Annotated in this window: 24 protein-coding genes, 1 pseudogene and 1 riboswitch; of the genes and pseudogenes, 18 read left to right on the top strand and 7 right to left on the bottom strand. The window is 70.2% G+C overall.

Annotation, left to right across the window (positions count from 1 at the left end):
- Positions 1-16: 16 nt before the first annotated feature.
- Both DEIMA_RS18000 and DEIMA_RS13775 read left to right on the top strand, forming a co-directional pair.
- Complete coding sequence (locus tag DEIMA_RS18000) at positions 17-385, top strand: hypothetical protein (protein ID WP_148234968.1); 369 nt, start codon at positions 17-19, stop codon at positions 383-385.
- 124 nt (positions 386-509) lie between these two features.
- Positions 510-1,361 (top strand): annotated as a pseudogene (locus DEIMA_RS13775) (IS5 family transposase).
- Between the two features lie 537 nt (positions 1,362-1,898).
- Here the strand turns inward: DEIMA_RS13775 and DEIMA_RS13770 are convergent.
- Complete coding sequence (locus DEIMA_RS13770) at positions 1,899-2,486, bottom strand: hypothetical protein (RefSeq protein ID WP_013557877.1); 588 nt, start codon at positions 2,484-2,486, stop codon at positions 1,899-1,901.
- A gap of 147 nt (positions 2,487-2,633) precedes the next feature.
- On the opposite strand from DEIMA_RS13770, the gene DEIMA_RS13765 reads away from it, so the two are divergent.
- Together DEIMA_RS13765 and DEIMA_RS13760 are read left to right on the top strand one after the other, a co-directional pair.
- The gene (locus tag DEIMA_RS13765; protein WP_013557876.1) at positions 2,634-3,068 is read left to right on the top strand and encodes a hypothetical protein; all 435 of its coding nucleotides are present in this window, start codon (positions 2,634-2,636) and stop codon (positions 3,066-3,068) included.
- 99 nt (positions 3,069-3,167) lie between these two features.
- A complete protein-coding gene (locus DEIMA_RS13760; RefSeq protein WP_013557875.1) occupies positions 3,168-3,428 on the top strand; it encodes a hypothetical protein in 261 nt (86 codons plus the stop codon).
- A gap of 101 nt (positions 3,429-3,529) precedes the next feature.
- On the opposite strand, the gene pulA is transcribed toward DEIMA_RS13760, so the two are convergent.
- The gene (pulA, locus tag DEIMA_RS13755; protein WP_013557874.1) at positions 3,530-6,865 is read right to left on the bottom strand and encodes a pullulanase-type alpha-1,6-glucosidase; all 3,336 of its coding nucleotides are present in this window, start codon (positions 6,863-6,865) and stop codon (positions 3,530-3,532) included.
- A gap of 119 nt (positions 6,866-6,984) precedes the next feature.
- Positions 6,985-7,190, top strand: a riboswitch (FMN riboswitch).
- Positions 7,191-7,327: 137 nt separating this feature from the next.
- On the opposite strand from pulA, the gene ribD reads away from it, so the two are divergent.
- From ribD to DEIMA_RS13730, 5 genes are all read left to right on the top strand, one after another.
- Positions 7,328-8,380: a bifunctional diaminohydroxyphosphoribosylaminopyrimidine deaminase/5-amino-6-(5-phosphoribosylamino)uracil reductase RibD gene (gene ribD / locus DEIMA_RS13750; RefSeq protein WP_043816783.1), complete on the top strand. Its 1,053-nt coding sequence runs from the start codon at positions 7,328-7,330 to the stop codon at positions 8,378-8,380.
- 2 nt (positions 8,381-8,382) lie between these two features.
- Positions 8,383-9,036: a riboflavin synthase gene (locus DEIMA_RS13745; protein ID WP_013557872.1), complete on the top strand. Its 654-nt coding sequence runs from the start codon at positions 8,383-8,385 to the stop codon at positions 9,034-9,036.
- Positions 9,033-10,244 (top strand): bifunctional 3,4-dihydroxy-2-butanone-4-phosphate synthase/GTP cyclohydrolase II, encoded by a 1,212-nt coding sequence (locus tag DEIMA_RS13740; protein WP_013557871.1) that lies wholly within the window; start codon positions 9,033-9,035, stop codon positions 10,242-10,244. Before DEIMA_RS13745 ends, DEIMA_RS13740 begins: the two co-directional genes overlap by 4 nt.
- 77 nt (positions 10,245-10,321) lie before the next feature.
- Positions 10,322-10,789 carry a 6,7-dimethyl-8-ribityllumazine synthase gene (gene ribH, locus DEIMA_RS13735; RefSeq protein ID WP_013557870.1) on the top strand — a complete coding sequence of 156 codons (468 nt, stop codon included), beginning with the start codon at positions 10,322-10,324 and terminating at the stop codon, positions 10,787-10,789.
- A 167-nt stretch (positions 10,790-10,956) separates the two neighbouring features.
- A complete protein-coding gene (locus tag DEIMA_RS13730; protein WP_013557869.1) occupies positions 10,957-12,693 on the top strand; it encodes an ABC transporter substrate-binding protein in 1,737 nt (578 codons plus the stop codon).
- Positions 12,694-12,795: 102 nt separating this feature from the next.
- On the opposite strand, the gene DEIMA_RS13725 is transcribed toward DEIMA_RS13730, so the two are convergent.
- On the bottom strand, positions 12,796-13,134 hold the full coding sequence (locus tag DEIMA_RS13725) for an MGMT family protein (protein ID WP_013557868.1): 339 nt from the start codon (positions 13,132-13,134) through the stop codon (positions 12,796-12,798).
- Positions 13,131-13,622: a DinB family protein gene (locus tag DEIMA_RS13720; RefSeq protein WP_013557867.1), complete on the bottom strand. Its 492-nt coding sequence runs from the start codon at positions 13,620-13,622 to the stop codon at positions 13,131-13,133. The genes DEIMA_RS13725 and DEIMA_RS13720 overlap by 4 nt, the downstream gene beginning before the upstream one ends.
- A 35-nt stretch (positions 13,623-13,657) precedes the next feature.
- Between DEIMA_RS13720 and DEIMA_RS13715 the strand changes: the two genes are divergently transcribed.
- Complete coding sequence (locus DEIMA_RS13715) at positions 13,658-14,206, top strand: antibiotic biosynthesis monooxygenase (protein WP_013557866.1); 549 nt, start codon at positions 13,658-13,660, stop codon at positions 14,204-14,206.
- A gap of 9 nt (positions 14,207-14,215) precedes the next feature.
- Here the strand turns inward: DEIMA_RS13715 and DEIMA_RS17995 are convergent, their stop codons facing one another.
- Positions 14,216-14,632, bottom strand: a complete 417-nt coding sequence (locus DEIMA_RS17995; RefSeq protein WP_043816780.1) for a hypothetical protein — start codon at positions 14,630-14,632, stop codon at positions 14,216-14,218.
- A gap of 118 nt (positions 14,633-14,750) precedes the next feature.
- Between DEIMA_RS17995 and DEIMA_RS13705 the strand changes: the two genes are divergently transcribed.
- Together DEIMA_RS13705 and DEIMA_RS13700 are read left to right on the top strand one after the other, a co-directional pair.
- Positions 14,751-15,020 carry a hypothetical protein gene (locus tag DEIMA_RS13705; RefSeq protein ID WP_013557864.1) on the top strand — a complete coding sequence of 90 codons (270 nt, stop codon included), beginning with the start codon at positions 14,751-14,753 and terminating at the stop codon, positions 15,018-15,020.
- On the top strand, positions 15,017-15,814 hold the full coding sequence (locus DEIMA_RS13700; protein WP_013557863.1) for a metallophosphoesterase: 798 nt from the start codon (positions 15,017-15,019) through the stop codon (positions 15,812-15,814). The genes DEIMA_RS13705 and DEIMA_RS13700 overlap by 4 nt, the downstream gene beginning before the upstream one ends.
- A 28-nt stretch (positions 15,815-15,842) precedes the next feature.
- On the opposite strand, the gene DEIMA_RS13695 is transcribed toward DEIMA_RS13700, so the two are convergent.
- Positions 15,843-17,756 (bottom strand): amylosucrase, encoded by a 1,914-nt coding sequence (locus tag DEIMA_RS13695; protein WP_013557862.1) that lies wholly within the window; start codon positions 17,754-17,756, stop codon positions 15,843-15,845.
- 123 nt (positions 17,757-17,879) lie between these two features.
- Between DEIMA_RS13695 and DEIMA_RS18335 the strand changes: the two genes are divergently transcribed.
- The 5 genes from DEIMA_RS18335 to DEIMA_RS13670 all read left to right on the top strand — a co-directional run bounded on the left by DEIMA_RS18335 (position 17,880) and on the right by DEIMA_RS13670 (position 23,909).
- Entirely contained in the window at positions 17,880-21,227 is a 3,348-nt protein-coding gene (locus tag DEIMA_RS18335; protein ID WP_013557861.1) for an ATP-binding protein, read from the top strand.
- The gene (locus DEIMA_RS13685; RefSeq protein ID WP_013557860.1) at positions 21,224-21,664 is read left to right on the top strand and encodes a hypothetical protein; all 441 of its coding nucleotides are present in this window, start codon (positions 21,224-21,226) and stop codon (positions 21,662-21,664) included. The genes DEIMA_RS18335 and DEIMA_RS13685 overlap by 4 nt, the downstream gene beginning before the upstream one ends.
- Before the next feature lie 370 nt (positions 21,665-22,034).
- On the top strand, positions 22,035-22,451 hold the full coding sequence (locus tag DEIMA_RS13680) for a hypothetical protein (RefSeq protein WP_013557859.1): 417 nt from the start codon (positions 22,035-22,037) through the stop codon (positions 22,449-22,451).
- Between the two features lie 49 nt (positions 22,452-22,500).
- Complete coding sequence (locus DEIMA_RS13675) at positions 22,501-23,025, top strand: hypothetical protein (RefSeq protein WP_013557858.1); 525 nt, start codon at positions 22,501-22,503, stop codon at positions 23,023-23,025.
- Positions 23,022-23,909, top strand: a complete 888-nt coding sequence (locus DEIMA_RS13670) for an HTTM domain-containing protein (RefSeq protein WP_013557857.1) — start codon at positions 23,022-23,024, stop codon at positions 23,907-23,909. Before DEIMA_RS13675 ends, DEIMA_RS13670 begins: the two co-directional genes overlap by 4 nt.
- Before the next feature lie 41 nt (positions 23,910-23,950).
- Here DEIMA_RS13670 and DEIMA_RS13665 read toward each other — a convergent pair whose 3' ends face one another.
- Positions 23,951-24,223, bottom strand: coding sequence for a DUF2171 domain-containing protein (locus DEIMA_RS13665; RefSeq protein ID WP_013557856.1), 273 nt, complete (start codon positions 24,221-24,223; stop codon positions 23,951-23,953).
- Between the two features lie 115 nt (positions 24,224-24,338).
- Here DEIMA_RS13665 and proS point away from each other — a divergent pair, with 115 nt between their 5' ends.
- Positions 24,339-25,805, top strand: a complete 1,467-nt coding sequence (proS, locus tag DEIMA_RS13660) for a proline--tRNA ligase (RefSeq protein WP_013557855.1) — start codon at positions 24,339-24,341, stop codon at positions 25,803-25,805.
- Positions 25,806-25,821 lie beyond the last annotated feature (16 nt).

Here is a 25,821-nt window from a genome sequence, read left to right as displayed (position 1 = left end):
TGCGTAGGATTGCATTATGGCGCACGAGCGACTCTCGCCCGAAGATCGTCAACTCATCAAGGGCTGCCTTAATGCCATCGCATCGGAAGTGTTCATCGACGCCGAAGAGTTTGAGGCTGTGTCAGGCGCTTCTTGGGAAGCACTTCGAGCTGTACGGGCGGCGTACCCCGAAGTTGACGATGATGAACAAGGCGTTGAAATCGCTCTTCATGGCGCGATGCTGAGCCTGCTTTTCTACCCCCACCGGCAAGAAGCCCGCTGGCACGAGTTTGTGCCAGGGACTGCACACGACGTGTTCGCGGTTCACCAGCGCTGGATGCAGCTGAAAGGTTGGAGGGTCCCAGAAGCTGAAGGAGGCCCATACTTTTTCGAGTTGCTGAGGTGACAGGGAAGCCTGTTGGGCGCGTATCGATACCGCTCGTACAGCAAGAGTCCGTTACGTCGGGCTAAAGTGCGTGTGTAAACGTGTTAAACATGTGTCAGACGTGCTTTTCATCCTACTGTGAGGCATGACGAGTGCGGGGTACAGTTCAGATCTGACGGACCTGGAATGGGGGTTGCTGGAACCCTTAATGCCTGGCCCAAGACCCACCGGACGCCAGCGCGTCCATTCGCCGCGAGTGCTCGTGAATGCCATGCTGTACGTGCTGAAGACGGGCTGTGCCTGGCGACTTCTGCCGCTCAACTTTCCGCTCTGGACCACGGTGTACGCGCAGTATCGAAAGTGGCGCCTGCGCGGCGTATTCAAGCATATCCACGATGTGCTGCGGGAACACGTTCGCATCGCTGCTGGCCGTGATTCACAGCCCACCGCAGGGATCATCGACAGTCAAAGTGCCAAAACGACGGAAGCAGGCGGCACCCGGGGTTTTGATGGCGCCAAGAAGGTGAGTGGACGCAAGCGCCACATCCTGGTGGACACATTGGGCCTTGTGCTCAAGGTCGTCGTGCATCCCGCAGATGTCCAGGATCGTGAAGGCGGCAAACTTCTCCTTGACGGGGTCAGGCAGACGTACCCGAAGCTGGAGAAGATCTGGGCGGACCAGGGTTAGACCGGCGGCTTTCTCAGATGGGCAAAAGACAGCGCAGGGTTACTGGTCGAAGTTGTTTACCCCTGGTGGCGACAGGCCAAACGCTACACACCAGACTTGGTTGAGGACGTGGATCCCAGCAAGACGTTTCACGTCTTGCCCCGCCGCTGGGTGGTGGAGCGGACGTTCGCATGGCTCGGAAAATGCCGTCGGTTGTCCAAGGATTACGAGGCTCTTCCAGCAACCACTGAGGTGTTGGTGTATCTGGCCATGATTCGCTTGATGCTCCGTCGGTTGGCGCGAGATTTTCCCAGCGCTTCCTGGCCTTGAAATCCCGACCTCTTCGCTGGTCGGCATCAGCTGTCCTGCTGGACCGGAATACCCTTCCGTCAGGCGGTCAATGATGGCCACTGATGCACATGGTTGGGTGGAGGTCTATGACCCCGACGACGGCTGCTGGGATGCCGTGATTGTGGGGAGTCCATTCATGGACCGGGATTACGCCCTGTTCGACACGTGGTTCGGAGTTCGGTCAATAGGGACTCCAACAGCATTTGCTGGTCGTGGGCTTCCAGAGGATATCTCCCCACACGTTGCGGCTGAGGTGAAGGAGTGGGTCAAGGTAGAGCGGCCGACCTGGTTCCGTTGGGATGAATGCCAGCTTCAACCCTTGCCTGACGCAAACGCCCGCTCAGGGTGGAACGTTCTGTTCGCCCTGATGACAACCCTCGCCGAGGCATATCAGCCGCAGCATGTCCGACTCGTGGTCTGGTTTGATCAATAGCGGCATCCACCGTAAACTCACGCGCGAAGGTTACTGCGGAAAACTCTCAATATCAGCTGCTCGTCGACGTTAACAAACGCACTTTAGTCCCAGTCCGCCCAGGGGTCCTCGATGGGCCGCGCGGCGCCCGTGTCCACCGTCGGCACCGGAAACCACGGGTACGCTGCCGCGAGCGCCGCGTCCAGCCGTCGGCTCAGCAGCGCCCGCAACTGCTTGCTCTCGGCGGGCGTCACGCGCGTCAACGTCCGCTCCAGGCGGCGCTGCGCGGCGTCCAGCGTGTCCGCGTGCGCCGCCCGCGCCTGCCGCACCGCGCCCTTGCGCAGGGGACGCGCGTCCACCTGCGGGTGCCATGAGGCTGCCGCCTCCTCGAGTGCGCGCTCGCGGTTCGCGCGGCGCGTCCGCATGGCCCGCTCCGCCCGCTCGCGCGCGTCCATCGCGCGCGCCTGCGCCACCAGAAACGCCTCCTCACGCTCCGCGTCCAGCACGCGCTCCTCCGCGTACAGCTTTACGGGCGGCAGACGCCGCCGGCCCATCTTCAGGCCGTTCGGGCGCTCCGCGTCGTGCGCGCCCAGGAACTCGCGAATCAGGCGCGGCGTCCACCCGCGTTCTTTCAGGTCATGCGTCGCCAGAAACCCGGGCGGCGTCACCGGCGGGTCGCGTTTCACTGCCACGCGCGCCCCCTGAACTGGCGAGAGGGAAGAGGGGACATGAGGGGCCGCATGCGTGACGTTCATCGTCGCGCGCGCCGCCCCGAAACGTAAAGCGCGCTGCGGCGTTCATTCAGGAAATGGCAAGAAAGCGTCCGGTAGCTTGAGCGCATGACGGATTTTGAGGGGCAGCTGCGGGCCCTGCGCGAACAACGCGAGCAGGCGGCCCTTACCCTGAACCGCCAGCAGGCCCGGCACGACATCGCGCATGCGGACGCCCGCGCCGCCCTCGACCGGGCCGTCACGGCGCTGTTCGCGGACCTCACCGCGCAGCTGCGGGCGTGCGACTTTCCCGCGAACCACTCCGTGCCGCGCCCCCTGCCCGGCGACCGGTACGAATGCCGCCTCGTGCTGCTGAGCACCGAGGATTACTTCAGCTGCGAGCGGCACGTGCACGGCAAGGTCCACCACGTCACTCTGGGGCGACGCCAGCAGCCGCTCGCGCACCTCACCTTCGCGGACGGCGACGAGGACGCCCTGCACGCCGCCGCGCGCACCTGGGTGCTGCAGGTGCTCCGCACGCGACCCACCACGTCAGGCCAGTGATGACCGCCTGAAGTTCTTGGGCTGCCCGGGGCTTCATCTGCCCTTGCGATCCGCGGCCCGCCCTGTTACCGGCGCGCGCCGCCGCCTACACTCACGGGCATGAAGGACCTTACCGGCATCAAAGGCACGTGGACGCTGGACGGCCAGACCATGACCGGCGCGGCGCACCCGACGCCCGACGCGGACGACCTGTCCTCGGGACGCGTGCAGGATCCCTGTGAGCGCTTGCAGCGCGACACGTCCTTTACCGCTCACGCGATCTTCGAAAGTGAGGACGGCGAACGGTGGGAAGGGGGGACCCGCATCGACGCGGACGGCACCGGGTGGTTCTCCGTGCAGCACCTCCCGAAAGTGAAGTAGCCCCAGTCTCAGGGGAATCGGGCCCCGCTGGGATGGGCGCTGTGGCGCAGCCCTCAACGGGCGGGGAAGGGGAGCGCTGGCCGCTGCGCTCCCCTGGTCCGTTACTTCCCGACGAACACGGCTGTGGTGAGGGCCGGTACGCTCAGGGTGCCGTTCGAGGCCTTACTGGTCCGCACGAGGGCGTCGCTGCTCTTCTGCAGCGCGGGGTGCAGATCGAGCTTCAGGCCGTTCAGCGCCGCGTCGCGCACGTTCGTGGCGGTGCCGGTGCCGTTGAACACGACGACGACGTTGCGGTACGGGCCCTGGCTGCCGCTGAGCTTCATGACGATCACGCCCGGGTCGGCGTTCAGGAATGTCAGGGCCTGCTGCACGGCCTGCGCGGTCGGCAGGCGGAACAGCGGCGTGCTGTAGCGCACGCGGAGCATCTCGCGGTAGTGGTCGGCGGCGCGTTGCGCGTCCGCCTGGGTGGGCTTCAGGGCGGCGTTGCCGAGCAGCGGGCGGTACAGGTCCCACTGGGCGGCGTTCTTCTCGGCGGGTGGTAGGCCCCGCCCGAAGCCGTTGTCGCGGCCGGTCCAGTCGATCATGTTGAACCAGTCGCCGCTGTTGTAGCTGTCCGTATCGAAGCTCTTGCTGCGCAGCAGGTCGTCGCCCGCCTGGCTGAACGGGAGGCCCTGACCGAGCAGCACGAGGCTGTGCGCGAGGTTCTGCATGCGGACGCGCTGCGCGGTGGTGGCGTTCACGGGGGCTTTCAGGAGCACGCCGTCGAACAACGTCTGGTTGTCGTGCGCGGAGGCGTAGTTGATTGCCTCGCGGGGGCTGGCGGCGTACCCGGTGGGCTGGCCGTTGTAGTCCACGCCCGCGCCCGTGACCTTCTTCCCGGCGGAGTCCGTGAACGTGAAGTCGCGCAGGTTGCCGCTCAGGCCGACCTTGATCTGGTCCGTGAGGCGCAGCAGCCGCGCCTTGTCGGTGTTCTGCGGCTGGCCGTTCGGGAGCGACACGAGGCCCGTCGCGAAGCCCTGGTCCTGCAGGCCGCCGAAGGGGCTGCCGCCGCGAATCGCGTCGCGGATGCGGTCGTTGAAGGTGCCAATGCCCAGGCCGTACAGGTTCCGCTGCGTGGCGTTCGCGCCGCGCGCGTTCTGCGCGACCTCCCCGAAGTCCCAGCCTTCGCCGTACACGTAGACGCTGCGGCCGTCCACGCCGTCCTTCTGGACAGTGAGGGCGTCGAGGGCCGCGCGCACGGCGCGCAGGTCCTCCACCATGTGGTGGCCCATCAGGTCGAAGCGGAAGGCGTCGATCTTGTACTGCCGGGCGTACAGCACGAGCGTGTCGACCATGAGTCTGCGCATCATGTTGTGTTCGGTGGCGGTGTTGCTGCAGCAGGTGCTGTTCGTGACGGCGCCGTTCAGGTCGAGGCGATGGTAGTAGCCGGGCACGATGCGGTCCAGGACGCTGCGTTCCGCCTGCCCGGACGCGTTCGTGTGGTTGAACACGACGTCCTGAACAACGCGCAGCCCGGCGCCGTTCAGCGCCATGACCATCTGCCGGTACTCCCGCGTGCGCGCGTCGGGGTTCACGGCGTAGCTGCCTTCAGGGACCATGTAGTGGTACGGGTCGTACCCCCAGTTGTACGCATCCTGTTCCTTCACGGCGTTCACGGCGGCCTGCTGCGCGTCGCTGTTCGGCGCGAGGCGGCTGAGGTCACCGGGGGTCTTCCAGGCGGCTTTGTCCTCGCTGATGGTGGCGATGTCGAAGGTGGGCAGCAGGTGCACGGCCTTCAGGCCGGCGTCCGCGAGGGCCCGCAGGTGCCGCATGCCGGCGCTGCCCGCCTGCGTGAACGCGAGGTACGTGCCGCGCTGCGCGGCGGGTACGGTCGCGTCGTCCACGCTGAAGTCCCGCAGGTGCAGCTCGTAGAAGCTCAGGTCCGACGCGCTTGCCAGCGCAGGCTTTCTCAGCGCGTCCCAGCCCGGCGGTTTCAGCGCCGGGTCGTTCAGGTCCACGAGGACCGAGCGGGCGCTGCCGCGCGTGAGCGCCAGCGAGTACGGGTCCGTGACGAGGTTCGTCTCGACCTTGCCGGTGCTGGGCGCGAAGACCTTCACCTCGTACACGTACGACGCGCCGTTCCAGGTGGCGTCCCCGGCGATGCTCCACACGCCCTGCGCGCCCGCCACCATGGGCAGCACCCGCTCCTGCCCGTCCAGCCACACGTGCAGCTTCACGGCCTGCGCGGTGGGCGCCCACAACCGCAACGTCGGCTTGTTCCCCTGCCACTGCGCGCCGAGCGGACCCGTGTACGTGTCGAGGTCGTCGAGCGCGCCGTACGTCTGCACGCCGGTGGCGTCCACGAGCGTGTCGTCGAGGCGCGTGCTGCTCACGGCCAGCTGGCCGCGCAGCGCGCCGGGGACCTGCGCGGCCTCTTCCGGGCGGACCTGCACGAGCGCGTACGCGGCGAGGTGCGGGTACTTCGCCTTGAGGGCGGCGCTCAGGCCGCCCGGCACGGGAATCAGGGGGAGGGTCTGGCCGCCCTGCACGCCCGCCGCGGTGAGCTTCAGGTCGCCGGTGAGGCTGTAATGCAGGTTCACGATGGCGCCATCCGCGACCAGTTCGGGTTTCACGGCGATCAGGTCCCGGGTGAGCCAGTGCGCCTGCTGCTTCGTGAGGTCGCCGATCTGCCGCACGGTCACGTCGGGTTTCTGCGTGTACACCTGGTCCTGTCCGCTCACGATCCACCCCTGGTTCCCGGCGGTGCGCTCCAGGCGCATGTCCGCGCCGGGGTCCTTCTCGTCGCCCTTGTGCACGATGAATGAAAGTTTCGCCCAGTCCGCCTTGAGCGGCACGTCCCAGTACGCGCCGAACGCGTCCGTGCCGGTGGGGGGGAGGGGTTTGCTCCACTCGACGGTGGCGGTGGTGTCCTCCCAGGCGTGCAGGCCCCACCCGTCGTACTGCCCGTCCGGGCGGTGGTAGTGCAGGCGGGCCACGCCGTCCGGCACGGGCGCGTCCGATGTGACGTACGTGAAGTCCGCCACGCCGCTGCGGACGAGCACCTCGCGGCCCTGGCCGGGGTCCGCGAACAGGTCCGCGCCGGGGTCCTTCTCGTCGCCGTTGTGCACGATGAAGCCGACCTTCGCGGCACCTGCTTTGAGTGGGACGTCCCAGTACGCGCCGTTCGCGTCGATGCCGGTGGGCGCGAGGGGTTTGGCCCACTCGACGGCGGCGGTGGTGTCCTCCCAGACGTGCAGGCCCCAGCCGGTGTATTGCCCGTCCGGGCGGACGTAGCGGACGCGCAGGACGTTTTGCGCGATGGGCAGCGCCGGCGTGAGGGTCGCGGCGGCCTGAGCGATCAGGGCGGGAAGGGCAGGCACAGCCGGGAAGGCCGGGCCGGTCAGCGCGACCGCCTGGGCGGTCAGCGCGAACGTCAGCAGCGTCGCGAATCGTTTCATGGTTGCGCGCTCATCTTACGCCGCCGTTATGGAACCGGTGCCAAGCGTGAACCTGGTCTGAACATCACGAATGCCCCCGCCGCCCACGTGGTAGCGTCTCTGCGGCACGTTACGTGCCAGTCCTCTTTCGGGGCGGGGTGAAACTCCCCACCGGCAGTGATCGCCCGCGTGCGGGCGTCAGCCTGCGAAGCCCGGTCAAACTGCACCACGACCAGGCCCGACTCAGTGAAACCCTGAGGCCGACGGTGAAGCCACAACGCGCGCGCACCCGCACTCCGCGGCGTGCCCGCCCGCTGGAGCGCAGTCCGGATGGAAGAAGGAGGGAGCCGACCCGCACCCCAGCGGGCGGCGACATCACTGTACCCACCGTTCGACATTCCCCACCGGGGCGTGTCCGGGTCAGTCGGGCCTCACGCGCCCGACCACCACGGGCCGCCCGCCGCGCCCCCAGACGTGCACTTCATGCACCAGGCGCTCCAGCAGGCCGCGCTCGGCCTGGGCCGCACCGCCCCCAACCCGCCCGTCGGGTGCGTCATCGTCGCGGGCGGCGAGGTCGTCGGGCGCGGCTTCCACCCGCGCGCCGGCCAGGGGCACGCGGAAGTCTTCGCGCTGCAGGACGCCGGTGTGCGTGCGCGCGGCGCCACCGCGTACGTCACGCTCGAACCGTGCAGCCACACCGGCCGCACCCCACCCTGCGCGGACGCCCTGATTCGCGCGGGCGTCGCGCGCGTCGTCGTCGCGGCCCTCGACCCGAACCCCGTGGTGGCCGGGCGCGGCGTGGCGCGGCTGCGCACGCACGGCCTCGACGTGCACGTCGGGCCGCTCGCGGACGCCGCCGTGCGCCAGCAGGCCGGCTTCCGCAGCCTCATCACGCGCGGGCGACCCTGGGTGGTGTACAAGTACGCCGCCACCCTCGACGGCAAAATCAGCGCGGACGACGCGCGCCCCCTGCCGGTCAGCGGCCCCGACGCGCGCGCGCTCGTGCACACCTGGCGCAACGAATTCGACGCCATCGCCGTCGGCGTCGGCACGGTCCTCGCGGACGACCCGCACCTCACGACGCGCGGCGTGCCCGGCGGGCGTGACCCGCGCCCCATCGTGTTCGACCGCCACGCCCGCACGCCCACCACCGCCCGCGCCCTGCGGCCCGGCACGGTCCTCGTGACCGGCCCGGACGCCCGCACCGACGCGCACGAGGCGGCGGGCGCGCACGTCCTGCGCGCTCCCACACTGCACGAGGCCCTGCAGGGCCTCGGCGCCCTGGGCGTCACTAGTCTGCTGCTGGAGGGCGGCGCGCGCCTCGCGTCCGCGCTCTACGCGGCGGACCTGATCGACGAGGTGCGCGCGTTCATCGCACCGACGCTGCTCGGCGCGGGCCTGCCCGCTCTGACCAGCCCGGCCGCGCACGCCCCCCGCGCCCTGCACGACGTGCAGGCCACACGCGTCGGCACGGACGTGCTGATCGAAGGCTTCCTGACGGCCATTCCCCGCGTGGACGCGCGGGCGGAGGAATAACCATGTTCACTGGCATTGTGGAAACGACCGGCCGCATCACGCGCGCCGAACCCAACGAAGGCCACCTGACCCTCACCCTCACCCCGGACGCCCCCTGGACGGACCTGACGCTGGGGGAGAGCGTCGCCGTGAACGGCGCGTGCCTGACCGTCACCGGCTGGAGCGACGCGGGTTTCACCGTCGACCTCAGCCAAGAAACCCTCGCGAAGACCGCGCCGCGCTGGACGCCAGGCGCGCTCGTGAACCTGGAACGCGCCATGCGCGCCGACGCCCGCTTCGGCGGGCACATCGTGAGTGGCCACGTAGACGGCGTCGGCGAGATCTGCGCGCTCGACGCGCAGCCCGGCGCGTACACCCTGATCGTCCGCGCGCCCGAGCGGCTCGCGCGGTACTTCGTGCCGAAAGGGAGCGTCACCGTGGACGGCGTGAGCCTCACGGTCGTGGATGTGGGCGGCCCTGCGGGCAGCCGCGCGGACCTCCAGGCGAACGAGTTCACGCTGTGGCTCGTGCCGCACACCCTGGACGTCACGGCCGCGCGGGACTGGACGCCGGGCGCACGCGTGAACCTCGAAGCGGACCAGCTTGCGAAGTACGTCGAGCGGCTCATCGCGTTCGCGCCGAGCCTGCACGCCGACGCGCCGGGGGGACGCGCATGAGTCTCGCGCGCATCCCGGACCTGCTCGGGGCACTCCGCGCGGGCCGCCCCGTCATTGTCGTGGACGACGAGGGCCGCGAGAACGAGGGCGACCTGCTGATGCCCGCGCAGACCTGCACGCCCGCGTGGGTGAACTTCATGGCGCGGCACGGCCGCGGCCTGATCTGCGTGACGCTCGGCGCGGACCGCGCCGAGCGTCTGCGCCTGCCCGCCATGGTCCGCGCGGGCACCGACCCGCACGGCACGGCGTTCACGGTGAGTGTGGATCACGTGAGCAACAGCACCGGCATCAGCGCGTTCGACCGCGCGGCGACCATCGCGGCCCTCGCAGACGACGCGGCCACGCCCGGCGACTTCCGCCGCCCCGGGCACATCTTCCCGCTGGTGGCGCGCGACGGCGGCGTGCTGCGCCGCCCCGGCCACACCGAGGCCGCGTGCGACCTGGCGCGCCTCGCCGGGTTCGCGCCGGTCGGCGTGATCTGCGAGGTCCTGCACGAGGACGGCACCATGCAGCGCCTCCCGGACCTGCAGCGGTTCGCGGCGGCGCACGGCCTGCTGATCGGCAGCATCGCGGAGCTCATCGCGTACCGCGAGGCGCACGACCCCGCGGTTGACGCGGACGCACCGCTGACGCTGCGGGTGGCCGCGTCCGCCGCGCTGCCGACCGCGTACGGCGAGTTCCGCCTGGTGGGCTTCGAGGACGCGCGGACCGGCGCAGAGCACGTGGCGCTCGTCATGGGTGACGTCACGGGGCCGCCGCCCCTGGTGCGCCTGCACAGTGAGTGCCTGACGGGCGACGCGCTGCACTCCCTGCGGTGCGACTGCGGCGCGCAGCGCGACGCGGCCCTCGCGGCCATCGCGGCGGAGGGCCGGGGCGTGTTGGTGTACCTGCGGCAGGAGGGACGCGGTATCGGCCTGCTGAACAAGATCCGTGCGTACGCGCTGCAGGACGCCGGCGCGGACACTGTGGAGGCCAACGAACGCCTCGGCTTCCCTGCGGACGCGCGGGACTTCACGACGGGCGCAGAGGTGCTGCGCCTGCTGGGCGTGCCGGTCGCGCGCCTGCTGACGAACAACCCGCGCAAGCTGTCCGGCCTGCGTGCCGCGGGCGTGGAGGTGGTGGAGCGCGTGCCGGTGCACGCGGGGCACTCCGCGCATAACGCGGTGTACCTGGGCACGAAAGCCCGCAAGCTCGGGCACCTGCTGTAAAGCCAACGCGGGCGCCGAAAAGGTCGGCGCCCGGTCGCGCCCGCTCGGCGGGCACGCTTAACCTCTGGAGGAGTCACATGAAACGTATTGAAGCGAACCTGATCGCCACTGACCTGAAACTGGCGGTGGTCAGCACCCGCTGGAACCATTTCCTGGTGGACCGGCTGGTGGAGGGCGCTGTGACGGCGTTCGTTCAGCATGGCGGGCGCGAGGAGGACCTGACGCACGTGGTCGTGCCCGGGTCGTTCGAGGTGCCGCTGGTGGCGCAGCGCCTAGCGCAGAGCGGCGCGTATGACGGCGTGGTGTGCCTGGGCGCCGTGATTCGCGGGGCGACGGACCATTACGACTTCGTGGCGGGCGGCGCTGCGAACGGCATCATGAACGCGATGTTGCAAACGGGGGTGCCCCTTGCGTTCGGTGTGCTGACGACGGACACCATCGAGCAGGCCATTGAGCGCGCAGGCACCAAAGCCGGGAACAAGGGCGTGGAGGCCGTGCTGGCGGTGGTGGAGACCGCGAACCTGCTGCGGCGGCTGCCGGTCTGAGGTTCCCACAGCGGGGGCCTGCCCAGGCCCCCGCTGTGGGAACCTCATGCGGTCCTCAGGTCAGATCAGTTCGTGTTCATGAGATTTGGGTATGAACGACTTTTACAAATGACAGCAAAGTACGCTCATTCACCTTCTCCCTGCATACCCTACTGCATATTGGTTCGGTGAAAATTCAAAAGAAGTCCCCCCTGCTTCTTGGAACGGTCGCCCTGAGCCTGCTGCTCGGTGCTTGCGGCCAGGGCGTGAAAAACGCCGATACGCTCGTCAACCTCACCATCGGTGACTGGAGCGGCTTCGACCCCGTCCACTGCTACGACACCGCCTGCGGTGAAATCCTGCAGAACGCCGCGGAAACCCTGTACTTCCCGCAGGGCGACAGCGCCACTGACTTTGACCCGCTGCTCGCCGCGGACCTCCCGCAGATCAGCGACGGCGGCAAAACCTACACCATCAAGCTCAACCCCGACGCGAAATTCAGCGACGGCAGCGACGTCACCAGCGAAGACGTCAAATACAGCCTGATGCGCCAGATGATCACCAGCGCCGACGACGGCCCCGCCGCGCTGCTGCTCGAACCCATCGTCGGCAACGCCGCGCCCATCACGAAGGGCGGCCCTGTCGGCTTCCAGCAGCTGGATCAGGCCATTCAGACGCCCGACGCGGACACCGTCGTCATCAACCTGCCCAAGCCGTTCGCGCCGTTCACGTCTGTGCTCGCGCACACCGCCGCGACCATCTACAGCAAGAAGGCCGCCGTCGCCGCCGGCGAATGGGACGGCACCGGCAACAACTGGGAAGCCTGGATCGGCAAGCCCCTCAGCGACAGCAAGTTCCTCGACAAGCCCCCGGTCAGCAGCGGCCCGTTCGTCGTGCAGCGCTACGACAAGGGCCAGCAGGTCATCATGGCCCGCAACGACAACTACTGGCGCGAGAAGCCCAAGCTCGCCACCGTCGTCGTGAAGAGCGTCAACGAGCCGTCCACGGCCGTGCAGACCCTCAAGGCCGGCGACGCCGACATGATCAGCGTCGGCGCCTACCCCCGCAACCAGCTCGCCAGCTTCCAGGAACTCAAGGACGTCACCGTCACGGACAACATCCCGACCCTCAACGTCGGCCTGATGCTGATGAACTTCAACATCCAGGGCACCGGCTACACCGGCAGCGGCAAGCTGGACGAGAAGGGCATTCCCGCCAACTTCTTCAGCGACGCCAACGTCCGCAAGGCCTTCGCGCAGAGCTTCGACTACCAGGGCTACATCAAGGATCAGCTGCTCGGCGCGGGCATCCAGATGAACAGCATCCTCGTCAAGGGCCTCCCCGCCTACGACGAGAACAGCCCCCTCAAGTACGAGTTCGACCGTGACGCCGCCACCGACCTGTTCAAGAAGGCGTGGGGCGGCAAGCTGTGGGACGCGGGCTTCACGGTGCCGGTGTTCTACAACAGCGGCAACGCCAACCGCCAGAAGGCCGCCGAGATCCTCAAGCTCAACATTGAGGCGATCAACCCGAAATTCCACGTGGACGTGCGCGAAGCGCAGTTCAGCAGCATCCTCGCCGACGCTGCCGCGCACCGCATGACCGTGTGGTTCGGCGGCTGGCAGGCCGACTACGCCGACCCGCACAACTTCGCGCAGCCGTTCTACGAAAGCAACGGCAACTACCCCCAGAACATCGGCTTCAAGAACGCCGAGTTCGACAAGCTGATCACGCAGGCCGTCGCGGAAACCGACAACGACCGCCGCACCACGCTGTACAACGAGATCGCGCAGATGGCCTACGACGACGCCGTCCTGGTGCCCCTGTACCAGACGACCTCGTACGCCGTGCAGCGCGACTGGGTGAAGGGCCGCATCAACAACCCCCTGTTCAGCGGCAACTACTACTACCCGATGAGCAAGTAAAGGCCGAGGTTCAGCGCGCGCCCCGCGCCCCCTCCCGGCACAGCAGGCCGGACGCGACCGCGTCCGGCCTGCCTTTTCGCGCTCCACGCCGCCCGGACCGGGTCAGCCGGGCGCGTCCGGCGGCCACCAACCGTACACGCGCAGGTCACAGCGGCCCGCTGCGCTGAACGCCACGCCCTCGGCCTCCAGCAGGGCGCGCTGCAACTCCCCCGCGCCCACGCGGTACGTGCTGATCCCCCCGGAGGCGTTCACGACCCGTTGCCAGGGCACGTCCGCGTCCGCCGCGTCCGGCAGGCCGCGCAGCACGAACCCGACCTGCCGGGCCGCGCCGGGATGCCCGGCGAGCACCGCGACGCTGCCGTACGTCATGACGCGCCCACTCGGAATGCCCTGCACCGCGGCGAGCACGCGCGCGCGAAACGCGTCGCCGCTGGCCTTCATGCCCCTCCCCGCCAGGAGTCGCGCCACATCGCCGCGTCATCCGGCAGGGGGTGCCCGGCGGCCTTCAGGGCCAGCAGCAGCTGCCCGCGGTGGTGCGCGTCGTGCACCAGCATGTGCATCAGGAACTGCGTGGCGCTCGGGTGCGGCAGCGCCCCCCGGTCCGGCGCGCGTGTCACGGCGTCCAGCGTGGCCTGCCACGTCTCACGCAGCACCACGCCCGCGCGGACCGGGTCGGTGTGCACGACGGGCGTGCCGTCCGGCGCGAGGTCGTACAGGTCCGGCAGGGGCGCGCCCGCCGCGTCGTCCAGTTCCGCCAGCCAGTGTTTCGTGGACGCTGCCATGTGCGCGAGGTGCTGCGCGACGGTGTACCCCCCGCCGGGCGTGACGGCGTCCATCATGGCGGGCGTGAGGGCCGCGCACACCGCATCGTTCGTGGCAATGTTCGCGTGGACGGCGCCGGCGAGCGCGCTGGAAAGGTCAGGGTGCATAAGCGCAGCGTACCGCGCCATTATGGGGCGTGCTGATGACGGAAACGGAACGCGATCCTGTCACCATCGTCGTGCGCCGCCGGGTGCGCCCCGGCCGCGTGGAGGCGTTCGAAACGATGATCACGGAACTCATCTTGCTGCTGTCGCGCGCGCCCGGCCACGTGGGGACCGGCGTGATCCGCCCCCAGACGCCCGACGGGGAGTACACCCTCGTCGTGCGCTTCGACAATGTCCGTCACGCCGCCGACTGGGAAACCAGCACGACGCGCGCGGAATGGCTGGAGCGCCTGCACCCGCTGCTCGACGGCGAGACGCGCATCGAGCACCAGCCGGGCCTGGAGTTCTGGTTCACGCCGCCCTCCGCGCCCGCGCTGCGCCAGCCGCCCCGCTGGAAGATGGTGGTCCTGACGGTCGCTGCGCTGTACCCGCTGCAGCTGCTGCTCAACCTGCTGATCGGCGCGCAGCTCGCGCACCTGCCGCTGGCGGTGCGGCTGCTGATCCTGGCGGTGGCGGTGGTCATGCTAATGACGTACGTGGTGATGCCCCGCATCACGCACGCCGCCCGCCGCTGGCTGGCCCACTGACGTTGACGTCTACAGCGTGATGTCCAGCAGGGGCGGCGCGGGCGCGTCGTCCGCGCTGGCCGGGGCGGCGCCCGCCGCCCCGGCCAGCGCGGCGAGCTTGACCTCGCGGGGCACTTCCGGTGCCGCAGGGCGGGGCGCCTCCGGTACGGCGGGATCGTTCACCGGCGAGGCCGAGCGGGTGCTGGTGGGCGCCTCGGCAGGCTGTGGGCGGGCCGGGCGGCGCTGCGCCCACGCCTGCGAGAAGTCCGGTGCGGGCGCGGCGGGCGGCGTGCTCGCGCGGGTGGCGTCCTCGGCGGCGCGGCGGGCCGCGACCAGAATGGCGTCCACTTCGGCGGCGCTCAGCACGCCTTTCTGCTGCAGGGTGCTCAGGATCGCCAGCGCGAGCTTGCGGGTGTATTGGGCTTCGTGCGCGTCGCTCCGCGTCATGCGCGCAAGGTAGCGCGCGCGCATGAGGAAAACGCTCATGGCTCTCACCGCTCTCTTCACGAACCTCAGAACGCCGCGCTCAGCCGCGCGCCTCACGTGTGGGCGCTACACTGCCCGAATGACCGACCCGGCCCGACGCGCGACCCTGCTGGTCGTGGACGCCATTGACGCCGACGCGCACCTCGCCGAAGTGGAACTCGAAGACGGCTTCACCACCGAACTCCCCCTGCACTGGCTGCCCGGCGCCCGCCCCGGCGCCGCGTACCGCGCGACGCCCACCGGCAACGGCGTGCAGTTCGAGCCGCTGCCCGGCGGCGCGCAGGCGCTGCGCGAGCGCAGCAAGCAGACGCTGCTCGACTTCAGCGACGAACACGACGGGGACGCATGACCCGCCCCGTCTACGTCCTGCCGGACCTGCACGGCCGCGCGGACCTGCTGCTCGCCGCGCTGCGCGAACTGCCAGACGACGCGCACCTCGTGAGCCTCGGCGACGCCATCGACCGCGGCCCGCGCAGCCTCGAATGCGCCGAGTTCCTGCTGGACCTGCACGCGCAGGGCCGCGCGACCCTGCTGATGGGCAACCACGAGCAGATGGCGTTCACGGGCCTCAAAAACTACCGCGCGTATCAGGCGTCGCGCGACATGAACGACTACCGCCGCGCGCTGGAAGGCCTGTCGTGGTGGACGACGAACGGCGGCGAAAGCGTCCGCCGCGAAGCGGGCGGGTTCGGGCTGGAGAACTTCCCGGAGGGTCTCGCTCGGTACCTCGACGCCCTGAAGCGCCTCGTGTACGTCGATGCGGACGGCCAGATTCATGACGACGTGCCGGCCGGGCCGAGCGTCATGGTCGTGCATGCCACGCCGCCCAAAGCGCACCGGGACTACCCGAGTCCCACCGTGGCGGCGCTGTGGCTGCGGCCGTTCGACGGGCCGTTCACGCTCCCCGCAGGCGTCGCGTACAGCGTGCACGGGCACACCCCGGTGTACGCGCCCGCCATGCTGGACCGGCAGGTGTACCTCGACCTGGGCGCGTACAGCACCGGCCGCCTCGCGCTGCTGCGCTTGGACGCGCACGAACCCGGGCCGCTCACGGTGCTGACCGGGCCGGGCAACCCGGCGCGCGCCGACCGCTACCCCCGCCTGGGCCGCGCCCTGCCGTTCACCCTGAAACCCCTCCGCTAGGCCCGCGCGGCGGGGTGGGGGAGAGGGCTCAGGGCGCCGTGAGCCACAGGTGTGCGTACGGCGCGATTTCCACCTCGTCCGCGCCGAGCGGCAGGCGCAGGCCCGTGATGCGGTCCACCGCGACCGGCCAGCCGTACGGCTCGAACACGCGCGCGTCGAGCGTCTGCGGCGCCTCGCTGAAGTTGTACACCTGCACCAGCCGCCCCACCGGATGTTCACGCGTGAGGATCAGCACGTGCGGGTTCGGGTTGTGGCGCACGCGCGACTCGACGCCCGCGTGCAGCTGCGGGAGGCTGCGCCGCGCGCGCAGCAGGTGCGCGAGCGCGGTGTACATGCGCCCCTCGGGCGTACCCAGGTCCGCGCGGCGCTGCGCGCGCGCCCAGTCCATGCGCGGGCGGTGCACCCAGCGGTTGTCGGCGGCGTGCTCCGGCACGTCCTGGAAGCTGTAGTCGTTGAGCATGGCGAGTTCGTCTCCCATGTACAGCAGCGGTACACCCCCGAACCCGAGGACGACGGCGTGCCCGAGCCGCAGGCGCGCGAGGCTCAGATGCATCTCGCGCGCGTCGCCGTCCTCCAGGGCGCGTTCCAGCCCGGCGAGGCTGGCTGCGGAGCCGCTGACGCGCCGGTCCCCGGTGCGCGGGTTGTGCTGGAACACCAGCCCGCGCGCGAACGTGCCCGGGAACTCGCCGCTGTAGAAGTCCGACAGGAACCGGCGGTGCCCGTCGCCGCTCAGGCCCACCGCGAGCGCGTCCGCGTCCGCGATGGCCCAGCCGATGTCGTCGTGGCAGCGCAGGTACGTCGCCCAGGTGGTCGTGGCGGGCTTTTCCGGGAAGTGCGCGAGCGCCCGCTCCAGCAGCGTCACGTCGCGGGACGCGAGGCTCGACCAGATCTGCACCATCAGGCTGTTGTGGTAGGCGAGGTCGCTGACCTTCCCGTAATGCTCGCCGCGCCCCAGGTAATGAATGAGCTGGTGCGGCGCGACGATCGCCTCGGCCTTGAACGCGACGGCGGGCGCGACGATGCGCATCACGGCGCGCAGCGCCTGCGTGATCGCGTGCACTTCCGGCTGATTCTGGCAGTCGGTGCCCAGGCGCTTCCACAGGAAGGCGATGGCGTCCAGCCGGAAGATCTCCACGCCGCGGTTCGCGAGGTACATCAGGATGTCGCAGAACTCCACGAACACGTCCGGGTTCGCCCAGTTCAGATCCCACTGGTACGCGTTGAAGGTCGTCCACACCCACGACTGCGCGTCGTCATCCCAGGTGAAGTTGCCGGGCGCGAAATCCGGAAACACCTCCGGCAGGGTCTGTTCGTACTGGTCGGGCACGGTGCGGTCCGCGTAGAGGTGGAAGTACTGACGGTACTTCCTGTTGCCGCTGCGCGCCTTCTGCGCCCAGCTGTGCTCGCGGGCCACGTGGTTGAGCACGAGGTCCAGGCACAGGCTGATGCCGCGTTCACGCAGCGCTCTGGTCAGCGCCGCGAGGTCCTGCATGGTGCCCAGGTCGCCGCGCACCGCCCTGTAATCCATGACGGCGTACCCGCCGTCGTTCTCACCCGGCCGGGGTTTGAGCAGCGGCATGAGGTGCAGGTACGTGACGCCCAAGTCGCTGAGATAGTCGAGGTGCTCGTGGACGCCCTTCAGGGTGCCGGCGAAGCGGTCGGTGTACGCGACGTACCCGGTGGTGCTGGGGTGCTGCAGCCAGTCGCCCTGCAGCAGGCGGGCGTGGTCGAGGCGTTTGAGGTCCACGGGCCGCTCGTGGTAGCTCATGACCATGCGGGTGGCGAGGGTGCGTTCCAGGTCCGCCAGGGCGTCCGGGTAGACGGTGCCGAGCGCGGCGGTGAGGTCCGGCCAGTAGCGGTCGAGGCGCAGCAGGAACGCGTCGGCGTCGCGGTCGTCGTCGAAGGCGAGGCGCAGTTCCTCGCGGAAGTCCGGGGTCAGCACACTTCATGCTACCCCAGGATGGGAACGCTTCCAGCCAGTCGCCCCGCCCTCGCGTGACCTTCCACCCCTCCACCCACGCCCCCCACAGGCGTACCATAAACCCACCTCCACCCCGGGAACCCCATGGTCGAACTGCTGCTGCTCGGAGAACCGCACGCGCGGATCGCGGACCAGGCCGTGCCCCTGCGCCGCCGTAAAGCCCTCGCGGCCCTCACCCTCATCGCCCTCGACGGCCCACAACGCCGCGCCCACCTCGCCGGCCTCCTCTGGAGCGATCTCGACGAGGACAGCGCCCGCATGAACCTGCGCCGCGAACTCTACCGCCTGCGCGCCACCCCCCTCGCCCCCCTCCTGCACGGCGCCGACGACCCCGTGACCTTCCAGGTGCCCATGCACACCGACGTCCACGCCTTCAGCGCCGCGCCCGACGCCCCCACCGCGCTCGCCCTGTACCGCGGCCCGCTGCTCGGCACCCTCGACTTCAGCGCCGAACCGGAATTCGCCGCGTGGCTCGACGCCCGCCGCGCCCTGCTCCAGCAACAGCGCGCCACGCTCCTCGAGACCTACGCTCACGCCCTTGAGGACCACGGCGACCTGCGCGGCGCCCTCCACGCGCACCTCACCGCCCTGCACGACGACCCCCTCGCCGAAACGCACCACCGGCACGTCATGCGCCTCCACCACCATCTCGGCGACCGCGCCGCCGCCCTCGCGCACTACGACCGCTTCCGTGCGCACCTCCGCGCGGAACTGCACCTCGAACCCCTCCCCGAAACGCGCGCCCTTGCCCGGCGCATCGCCACCGACGACGCCCCCACCGCCGCGCCCACCCTCCCCGCCCGGCACCCCACTCCCCGCAACGCCCCCCTCGTGGGCCGTGAACGCGAACTGCGCGCCCTCACTGACGCCGCCGCTCCCCTCACCCTGATCCTCGGCGAGGGCGGCATCGGCAAAACCCGTCTCGCCCACGAGCACCTGCGCGGCACCACCCCCCTCGTCACCATCCACGGCGACGCCGCCCGCACCGCCACCCCCCTCGCTACCGTCGCCGACGCCCTCCGCGCCCACGCCCCCCACCTGCAGCGCACCCTGCCGGAACCCTGGACCGCCGAACTCGCGCGCCTGCTCCCGGACCTGTTCCCCGGCCGCCCACCCGCCCCACCGCGCCCCGAAGACCGCGCCCGCTTCCTCGAAGGCGTCACACGCGCGCTGCTGTGCGCCGCGCACGGCGGCGCCCTCCTGCTCGACGACCTCCACCACCTCGACCCCACCGCCGCCGAACTGCTCGGCGACCTCACCCGCCGCGCCCCCCAGCACCACGCCCGCATCCTCGCCACCGCCCGCCCCGACGAACTGAGCGACAACGCCCCCGCCCGCGCCGCCCTGCACACCCTCGACCGCGCCGGCCTCACCCTGCACCTCCCCCTCACGCCCCTCAGTGAAGGCGGCACCCGCGCGCTCCTGCACGCCCTCACCCCCCACCTCCCCGACGACCTCGCCCACACCCTGCACGCCGCGTCCGGCGGGAACCCCCTGTTCACCCTCGAAACCCTGCGTGACCTGCAGGAACGCGGCGCGCTCACCCGCACCGACGCCGGCGCCCTGCCGCTCGCCACCGGCGTGCGCGAAGCCATCCGCGCCCGCCTCGCCCGCCTCGACGCCGCCACCCGGCGCGTCCTCGACGCCGCCGCCACCCACGGCGACCCCTTCCCCGTGGACGTCATTCAGCACGTCACCGCCCTCGACGACTGGACCGCCCTCGACGCCCTCGAACGCGCCCAGGCTGCCGCGCTCCTCACCACCCACGACGGCCTGGGCCGCTTCATGCACGACCTCACCCGCCGCGCCATCCAGCAGGGCCTCACCCCCGAACGCACCCGCCTCCTGCACCGCCGCACCGCCCAGGCTCTCACCGACCACGGTGGCCCCCCCGACCGCATCGCCCACCACCTCGACGCCGCCGGCCTGGACGCGCAGGCCGCTCCCTGGCACATGCAGGCCGCCGAGGCCGCCCTGCACGTCTTTGCGTACCCGCAGGCCCTCACGCACTTCGAGCGGGCCCTCACCGGACCGCTGACCGGCACCACCCGCACGCACCTGCACCTCCACCGCGCCCGCGTGCACCTCGCCCTCGACGACCGCGCCGCCTGGCACGCTGACCTGCAGGCCGCGCAGGCACACGCCACCCCCGCTGAAACCGCCGCCGTGCACCTCGCCCTCGCCGAATACGCCTTCCAGTGCGCCGCGTACCCCGACGCCCTCGCGCACGCCCACGCCACCCTGAACGACCCCTACGCCACCCCTGAACAACAGGGCTGGGCGCACCTGCACGGCGGCAACGCCCACCTGCGCGCCGGCCACCCCGAACGCGCCCGCGCGCTCCTCACCGCCGCGCTGAACGCCCACGCCGACCTCCCCCCGGAACTCACGGGCCGCCTGCACAACTCCCTGGCCGCGTGCGCCCTCGCGCTCGGCGACCACCCGACCGGACACGCGCACGTCCGGCAGGCGCTCACCCACCTGGAACGCGCGGGCGCCCGCACGGGCCTGCTCATGGCGCACAACGTCGCCTCGCAACTCGCCGCTGCGCGCGGCGACCCCGACGCCTGCGCCGCGCACCTCGAGTGCGCCCTCACGCTCGCGCGCGACACCGGCCACCGCCTGCTGGAACGCAGCGTCCTGCTGAACCTCAGCAAACTCCACCTGGACGCCTACGACCTGGACGCCGCCGAACCGTACCTGCAAGGCGGCCTCGCGCTTGCCCGCGCGCCGCAAAACCCCCGGCTGGAGGCGCACTTCCTGCACCACCTGGCGTTCCTGCATACGGCGCGCGGCGACCTGCACGCCGCGCACGCGCACGCGCACGAACAGCTCCAGCTCGCCGTTCATCACGCCCTGCCGGACCTCGAAACGCTCGCGCATCTGCTGCTCGCCCGCCTGGCCCTCACGCTCCCTGACGACGACCTCGCCGAAGCGCACCTGCGCGCCGCCCAGACGCACCTCCCGCAGCACCCGGCCCTGCGCGCCCAATGGACTGTCCAGCACGCCGAACTTGAGATCGCGCGCGGTCACACCACTCGCGCCGCCGCGCACCTGCGCGCGCTGCTCGACGACCCCAGCGCCGGCGACGCCGAGGACCGCGGGCGCGCCTGGACGCTCTTGGCCGAACTGCACCCCGCCGTACCGCCCGGCGAGTGCCCCGGCCTGCACCTCCCCCCCGTGCGCGCCCTGTACCTCGCCGGGCAACTCCGCGCGCAGAATGCCCCCCCCGAGCACCTCGCGGACGCGCAGGCGCTGCTGCGCACCGGACGCGTCCCCGCCCCCGAAGCCCTCCAGCTGCTGCGCGCCCTCAGTGCCGCCCACCCGGGCGGCCCGTACGCCGCCGAGCGCGACGCACTGCACGCCCGCATGACCACCCCACCCGCCCCGCCGCACGCCACGGCCGTCCCAACCCACCGGAGGACTTCATGAACGCACGCCACACCCTTGCCGCCCTCGCCACCCTGCTCGCCGCCACCCTCCCCGTGCACGCCGCGCCCACCACCCTGAACGTGGACTGCGGCGGCCTCGCCCGAATCGCCAAGCCCTTCGGGCCGTGCGGCAACGGCGCCATCATCGTCCCGCAGGGCGGCGTGAGCGGCGACCCCACCGTCGTGCCCATTGACCCCGGCCAGACGTTCCGCCTGACCTTCCGCGGCCTCAGCGTCAGGCAGGTGCGCGCCGCCACCCGTACGCTCAGCTTCGTCGTCCCGGCATTCGGCAAGACCAGTACGGTCGGCCTGAGCGCCATGTTCCCTGCGCGCGCTGCGGCACTGAACCGCGTGCGAGGCCGCACCGCCAGCTGCACCCTCGACCAGCTCGGCACGCCCGCACCCGCCAGCGTGACCTACATCTGCCGCGTGCAATAAGCCCTCGCCGCGGTCCCTTCGGACCAAGCGGACCTTCAAAAGCCACGCCGCACTCCACGAAGCGCCACCGCTGGCGCCTCCGTCATGCTTCCCACCACATCACCGCAGAAAGGCCGCGCCGGACGCTCCGGCGCGGCCTTTCTGCGGGCGCGTTCATGCCGGGTCACGCCCACGCGCCCGCCGGGTCACGGGCGTGGCACGCCCCCCCAACTACCGTAAGCGCACAACGAAAGGAGGTGATCACCGGGGCGCCCCCCGGCCCGCACCGCACACGACCGCGCCGCCCGCAACCACCCGCCGCGCCCGCCCGGGGCTCGCCCAACTCCGGCCTCCACGCAGACCCGTTCCTCAGGGCACCAAGGAGCTCACCATGAACCGCACGCACAAAACCCTGACCGCCGCCCTCCTTGCCCTCGCCGCCACCGGCAGCCTCGCTGCGTTCGCGCAGGGCGCCGGACGCGAGATGTTCCTCAGCATCCAGGACCCCGCCGCCGCGCAGAAAATCCTCGACATCCTCAAGGAAGGCAACCAGAAGAGCGTCCGGTTCAGCGCGAACCTCCCCGCCGCGAACGGCCGGACCGCCATGGTCACGCGCGGCGCCCTGTCCATGGCGAACGTGCAGCTCTCGGCGCGCCGCGCCGGCGTCAGCCTCACCAACCCCGGCATTTCGGCGGCGGTGCACGAGAGCATCACCCTCAAGAACTTCTTCTCCAAGGACGCCTTCGACCGCATTCAGAACGTCCTGCGCGGCGTGGACCAGAACCTGTACCGACTCGACGTCCGCTGACACGTCCAGGCCCGCCCTGTGGGCGGGCCTCCCCACCCAGGAGGTCTGCATGCTTGCCACGCCCCGCCGCGCCCCGCCTGCCCTGCTCCGCCCGGGCGCCCTGCTGGGCGCCTACCTCGCCCTCCACGTGACCCTGAGTGCCATCGGGGCCGTCACGGGCGTCCCCGCGCCCCCGAACGTCGCCGGCGCCCTGATCGGCGCGTACCGCAACGTGAGCGGCGCCGGGGAAACGTACGGGTTCTTCTCGCCCAGCATCCCGGACCAGATCAGCGCGCGCCTGCAGGTCACGGACGCGCAGGGCCGCACGCGCACCCGCACGTTCGGGTTCGGGCACAGCGAGTTCGACAGTCACGTCAGCACCCTGATGCTGGCCACGCAAAAGCTCCGCACCTACGACCTGCTCGCCCGGACGCTCGCCACGTACGCCCTGAACGACGCGCCGGACGCCGTGCGCGTACGCGTGGTCCTCACGGATCACCTGGTGCCGTCCATGCGCGCGGCCCGCACCGGTGCCCGCACCCGCACGCACGACTTCTACGACGCGACCTTCACCCTCAAAGGAGACGCCCGATGACGCTGACTGCCCACCTGCCTGCCCTGCGTGTGCGCCTGGAACGCGCGTTCGACGTGCCCGACGCTCCACGCAAGCTCCTGAACGTCCGCCGGATCGTCGCGGCAACGCTGCTCATCAAGGGCCTGATCGACCTGCCGCAGATTCAGGCGCTGTACGGCAACCACGGCCTGCTGCCGTGGGTCATCAACGACCTGCAGCTGGACGCGTGGCTGCCGCGCCTCGGTGGCCTCGCGGTGCGGCTCGCGCCGCTCGGCGTGACCCCCGAGGCGCTCGTGAACGTCACGTACGGCGCGTATCTGCTCGCCCTGCTGGCGCTGCTGCTGAACTGGGCGCCGCGCCTGAACGGTCCCGTGGCGATGCTCACGCACCTGGCGCTCGTAAACAGCAGCGCCTTCAACGCGTACGGTGTGGACCTGTACGCGAAAGTCGCCCTGTTCCACACGGCGCTGAGCGCCTTCACGCGCGCGGACGGGCCGTCGCTGGGCGCGGCGGTCGTGTGGCGCGCCGCGCAGGCGCAGCTGGCGTGGACGTACTTCTCGGCCGGGTGGCACAAGGCGCAGGGGGAGCAGTGGTGGACGGGCGAGGCCATCTGGCGCGCGCTGCAGACGCCGCAGCTGCAGATGCTTGACACGACGTGGCTGGCGCAGGTGCCGTGGCTGGCGACGCTGGTGGCGTGGGGGACCCTGGCGCTGGAACTCGGGTACGTGCTGTTCATCTGGCCGCGCGCCACGAGGCCCGTGTGGCTGGCGGGCACGCTCGCCATGCACGTGGGCATCGCGGCGCTGCTGGGGTTGCCGGTGTTCGCGTTCGTGATGATGACCCTGAACGTCGCGCTGTTCGGGCAGGGCATTGGGCGTCGGCGCACCTCCGCCCCGGCAGGATGAAAGGGACCGGGCGCCCCGGTCCCTTTCAGGTGGTCGTTCGGTCAGGCGAGGTGAAGCTGGTCACGCGCCTTGTCGAGGTACACGGCCACGTCGTCCGCGCTGCGCACGTCCGACAGGTCAATGTAGTGGTGCTGCCCGTCGCGGCTGTCCGTGCGCGTCAGCTTGATGCGGTCCCCTTCGAGGTGGTCGACCGTGCCGACGTGCTCGCCGTTCACGTCCTTCACCTGCAGGTGCTCGGTGATGCGTTCGCGCAATTCCTGCATCAGGCGGTCGTCAATCTGGTTCAGGCTGTTCTGGTCGCTGTTCTGCGTCATGGTTCGTCCTCCTGCGCTCACGGTAGGCGCGGCGTCTGAGCGGCGCATGCGCGCGTCCTGAAGTCGGGGGGCAGACGGTCACGCAGCACCCAGTCCGAACGGCTATCCTGACGTGATGACGCAGGACAAGAAAGCGCAGCAATTCGGCGTGACGCCTCAGAGCGTCGATTTCAACGAGTGGTACAACGAAGTCGTCCGCAAGGCGGACCTCGCGGACCACAGCCCCGTCGCGGGCGCGATGGTCATGAAGCCGTACGGCAGCGCCATCTGGGAACGCATCCAGCGCTGGCTCGACGACGAGTTCAAGGCGACCGGCCACGAGAGCCTCGTGTTCCCCACCCTGATCCCCATGAGCTTCATCACCAAGGAAGCGGACCACGTGGAAGGCTTCGCGCCGGAACTGTTCACCGTGAACAAGATCGGCACCGAAGTCCTCGCCGAGCCGTACGTCATGCGCCCGACCAGCGAGACCATCATCGGGCACATGTGGTCGCAGTGGCTCAACAGCTACCGTGACCTGCCGTTCCTGCATTACCAGTGGGGCAGCGTGTTCCGCGCGGAACTGCGTACCAAGCCGTTCCTGCGCACCAGCGAGTTCTACTGGCACGAGGGGCACACCGCGCACGCCGACGAGGCCGAGGCGCGCGCGGAAGTCATGGCGATGCTGAACCTCTACCACCGCTTCTGCCGCGACGTGCTCGCGCTGCCGGTGGTGCGCGGCGAGAAGAGCGCCAGTGAGCGCTTCGCCGGGGCGGTCGCCACGTACAGCATCGAGGGCATGATGCGCGACGGCAAGGCGCTGCAGAGCGGCACCAGCCACTACCTCGGGCAGAACTTCAGCCGCGCGTTTGACGTGAAATTCCAGACGCGCGAGCAGCGTGAGGAGTACGCGCACACGACCAGCTGGGCCATCAGCAGCCGCATCATCGGCGCGCTCATCATGACGCACGGCGACGACAAGGGCCTGATGCTCCCGCCGGAAATCGCGCCGCACCAGGTCGTCATCATCCCGGTGTTCCGCAAGGACAACGTCGACCAGATGATCGCCGAGGCCGAAGCGCTCGCGGGGGAACTGCGCGCGCAGGGCGTGCGCGTAAAGGTCGACAAGCGCGACGGCGTCACGAACGGCTTCAAGTACAACGACTGGGAACTCAAGGGCGTGCCCGTCCGCATGGAGCTCGGCCCGCGCGACCTTGAGAGCGGCGTCGTCGTCGTCAAGAACCGCACCGGTGACGAGAAGGAGACGCTGCCACGCCACGAGGCGATCAGCGGCATGGCCGCGCGCCTCTCGGGCATCCAGCAGTTCCTGTATGACCGCGCGCGCGCGTTCATGCAGGAGCACACCGTCACGGTGGACACGTACGAGGACTTCAAGGCCGCGATCGACGCGGGCAAGTGGGTGCGTGCGTTCCACTGCGGCGACGCCGACAGCGAACGCCAGATCAAGGAAGACACCAAGGCGACGATCCGCAACGTCCCCATGGACGGCGACCTGTTCGGCGAGGCGGAAGAGGGCGTCTGCGTGCATACCGGCAAGCCCAGCGCGTACGGCAAGCGCGTCATTTTCGGGCGCCAGTACTGACCTGAGCCCTGAACTT

Source organism: Deinococcus maricopensis DSM 21211, assembly GCF_000186385.1.
GTDB classification, from domain to species: domain Bacteria; phylum Deinococcota; class Deinococci; order Deinococcales; family Deinococcaceae; genus Deinococcus_B; species Deinococcus_B maricopensis.
This window is presented reverse-complemented; position numbering and strand designations above follow the sequence as displayed.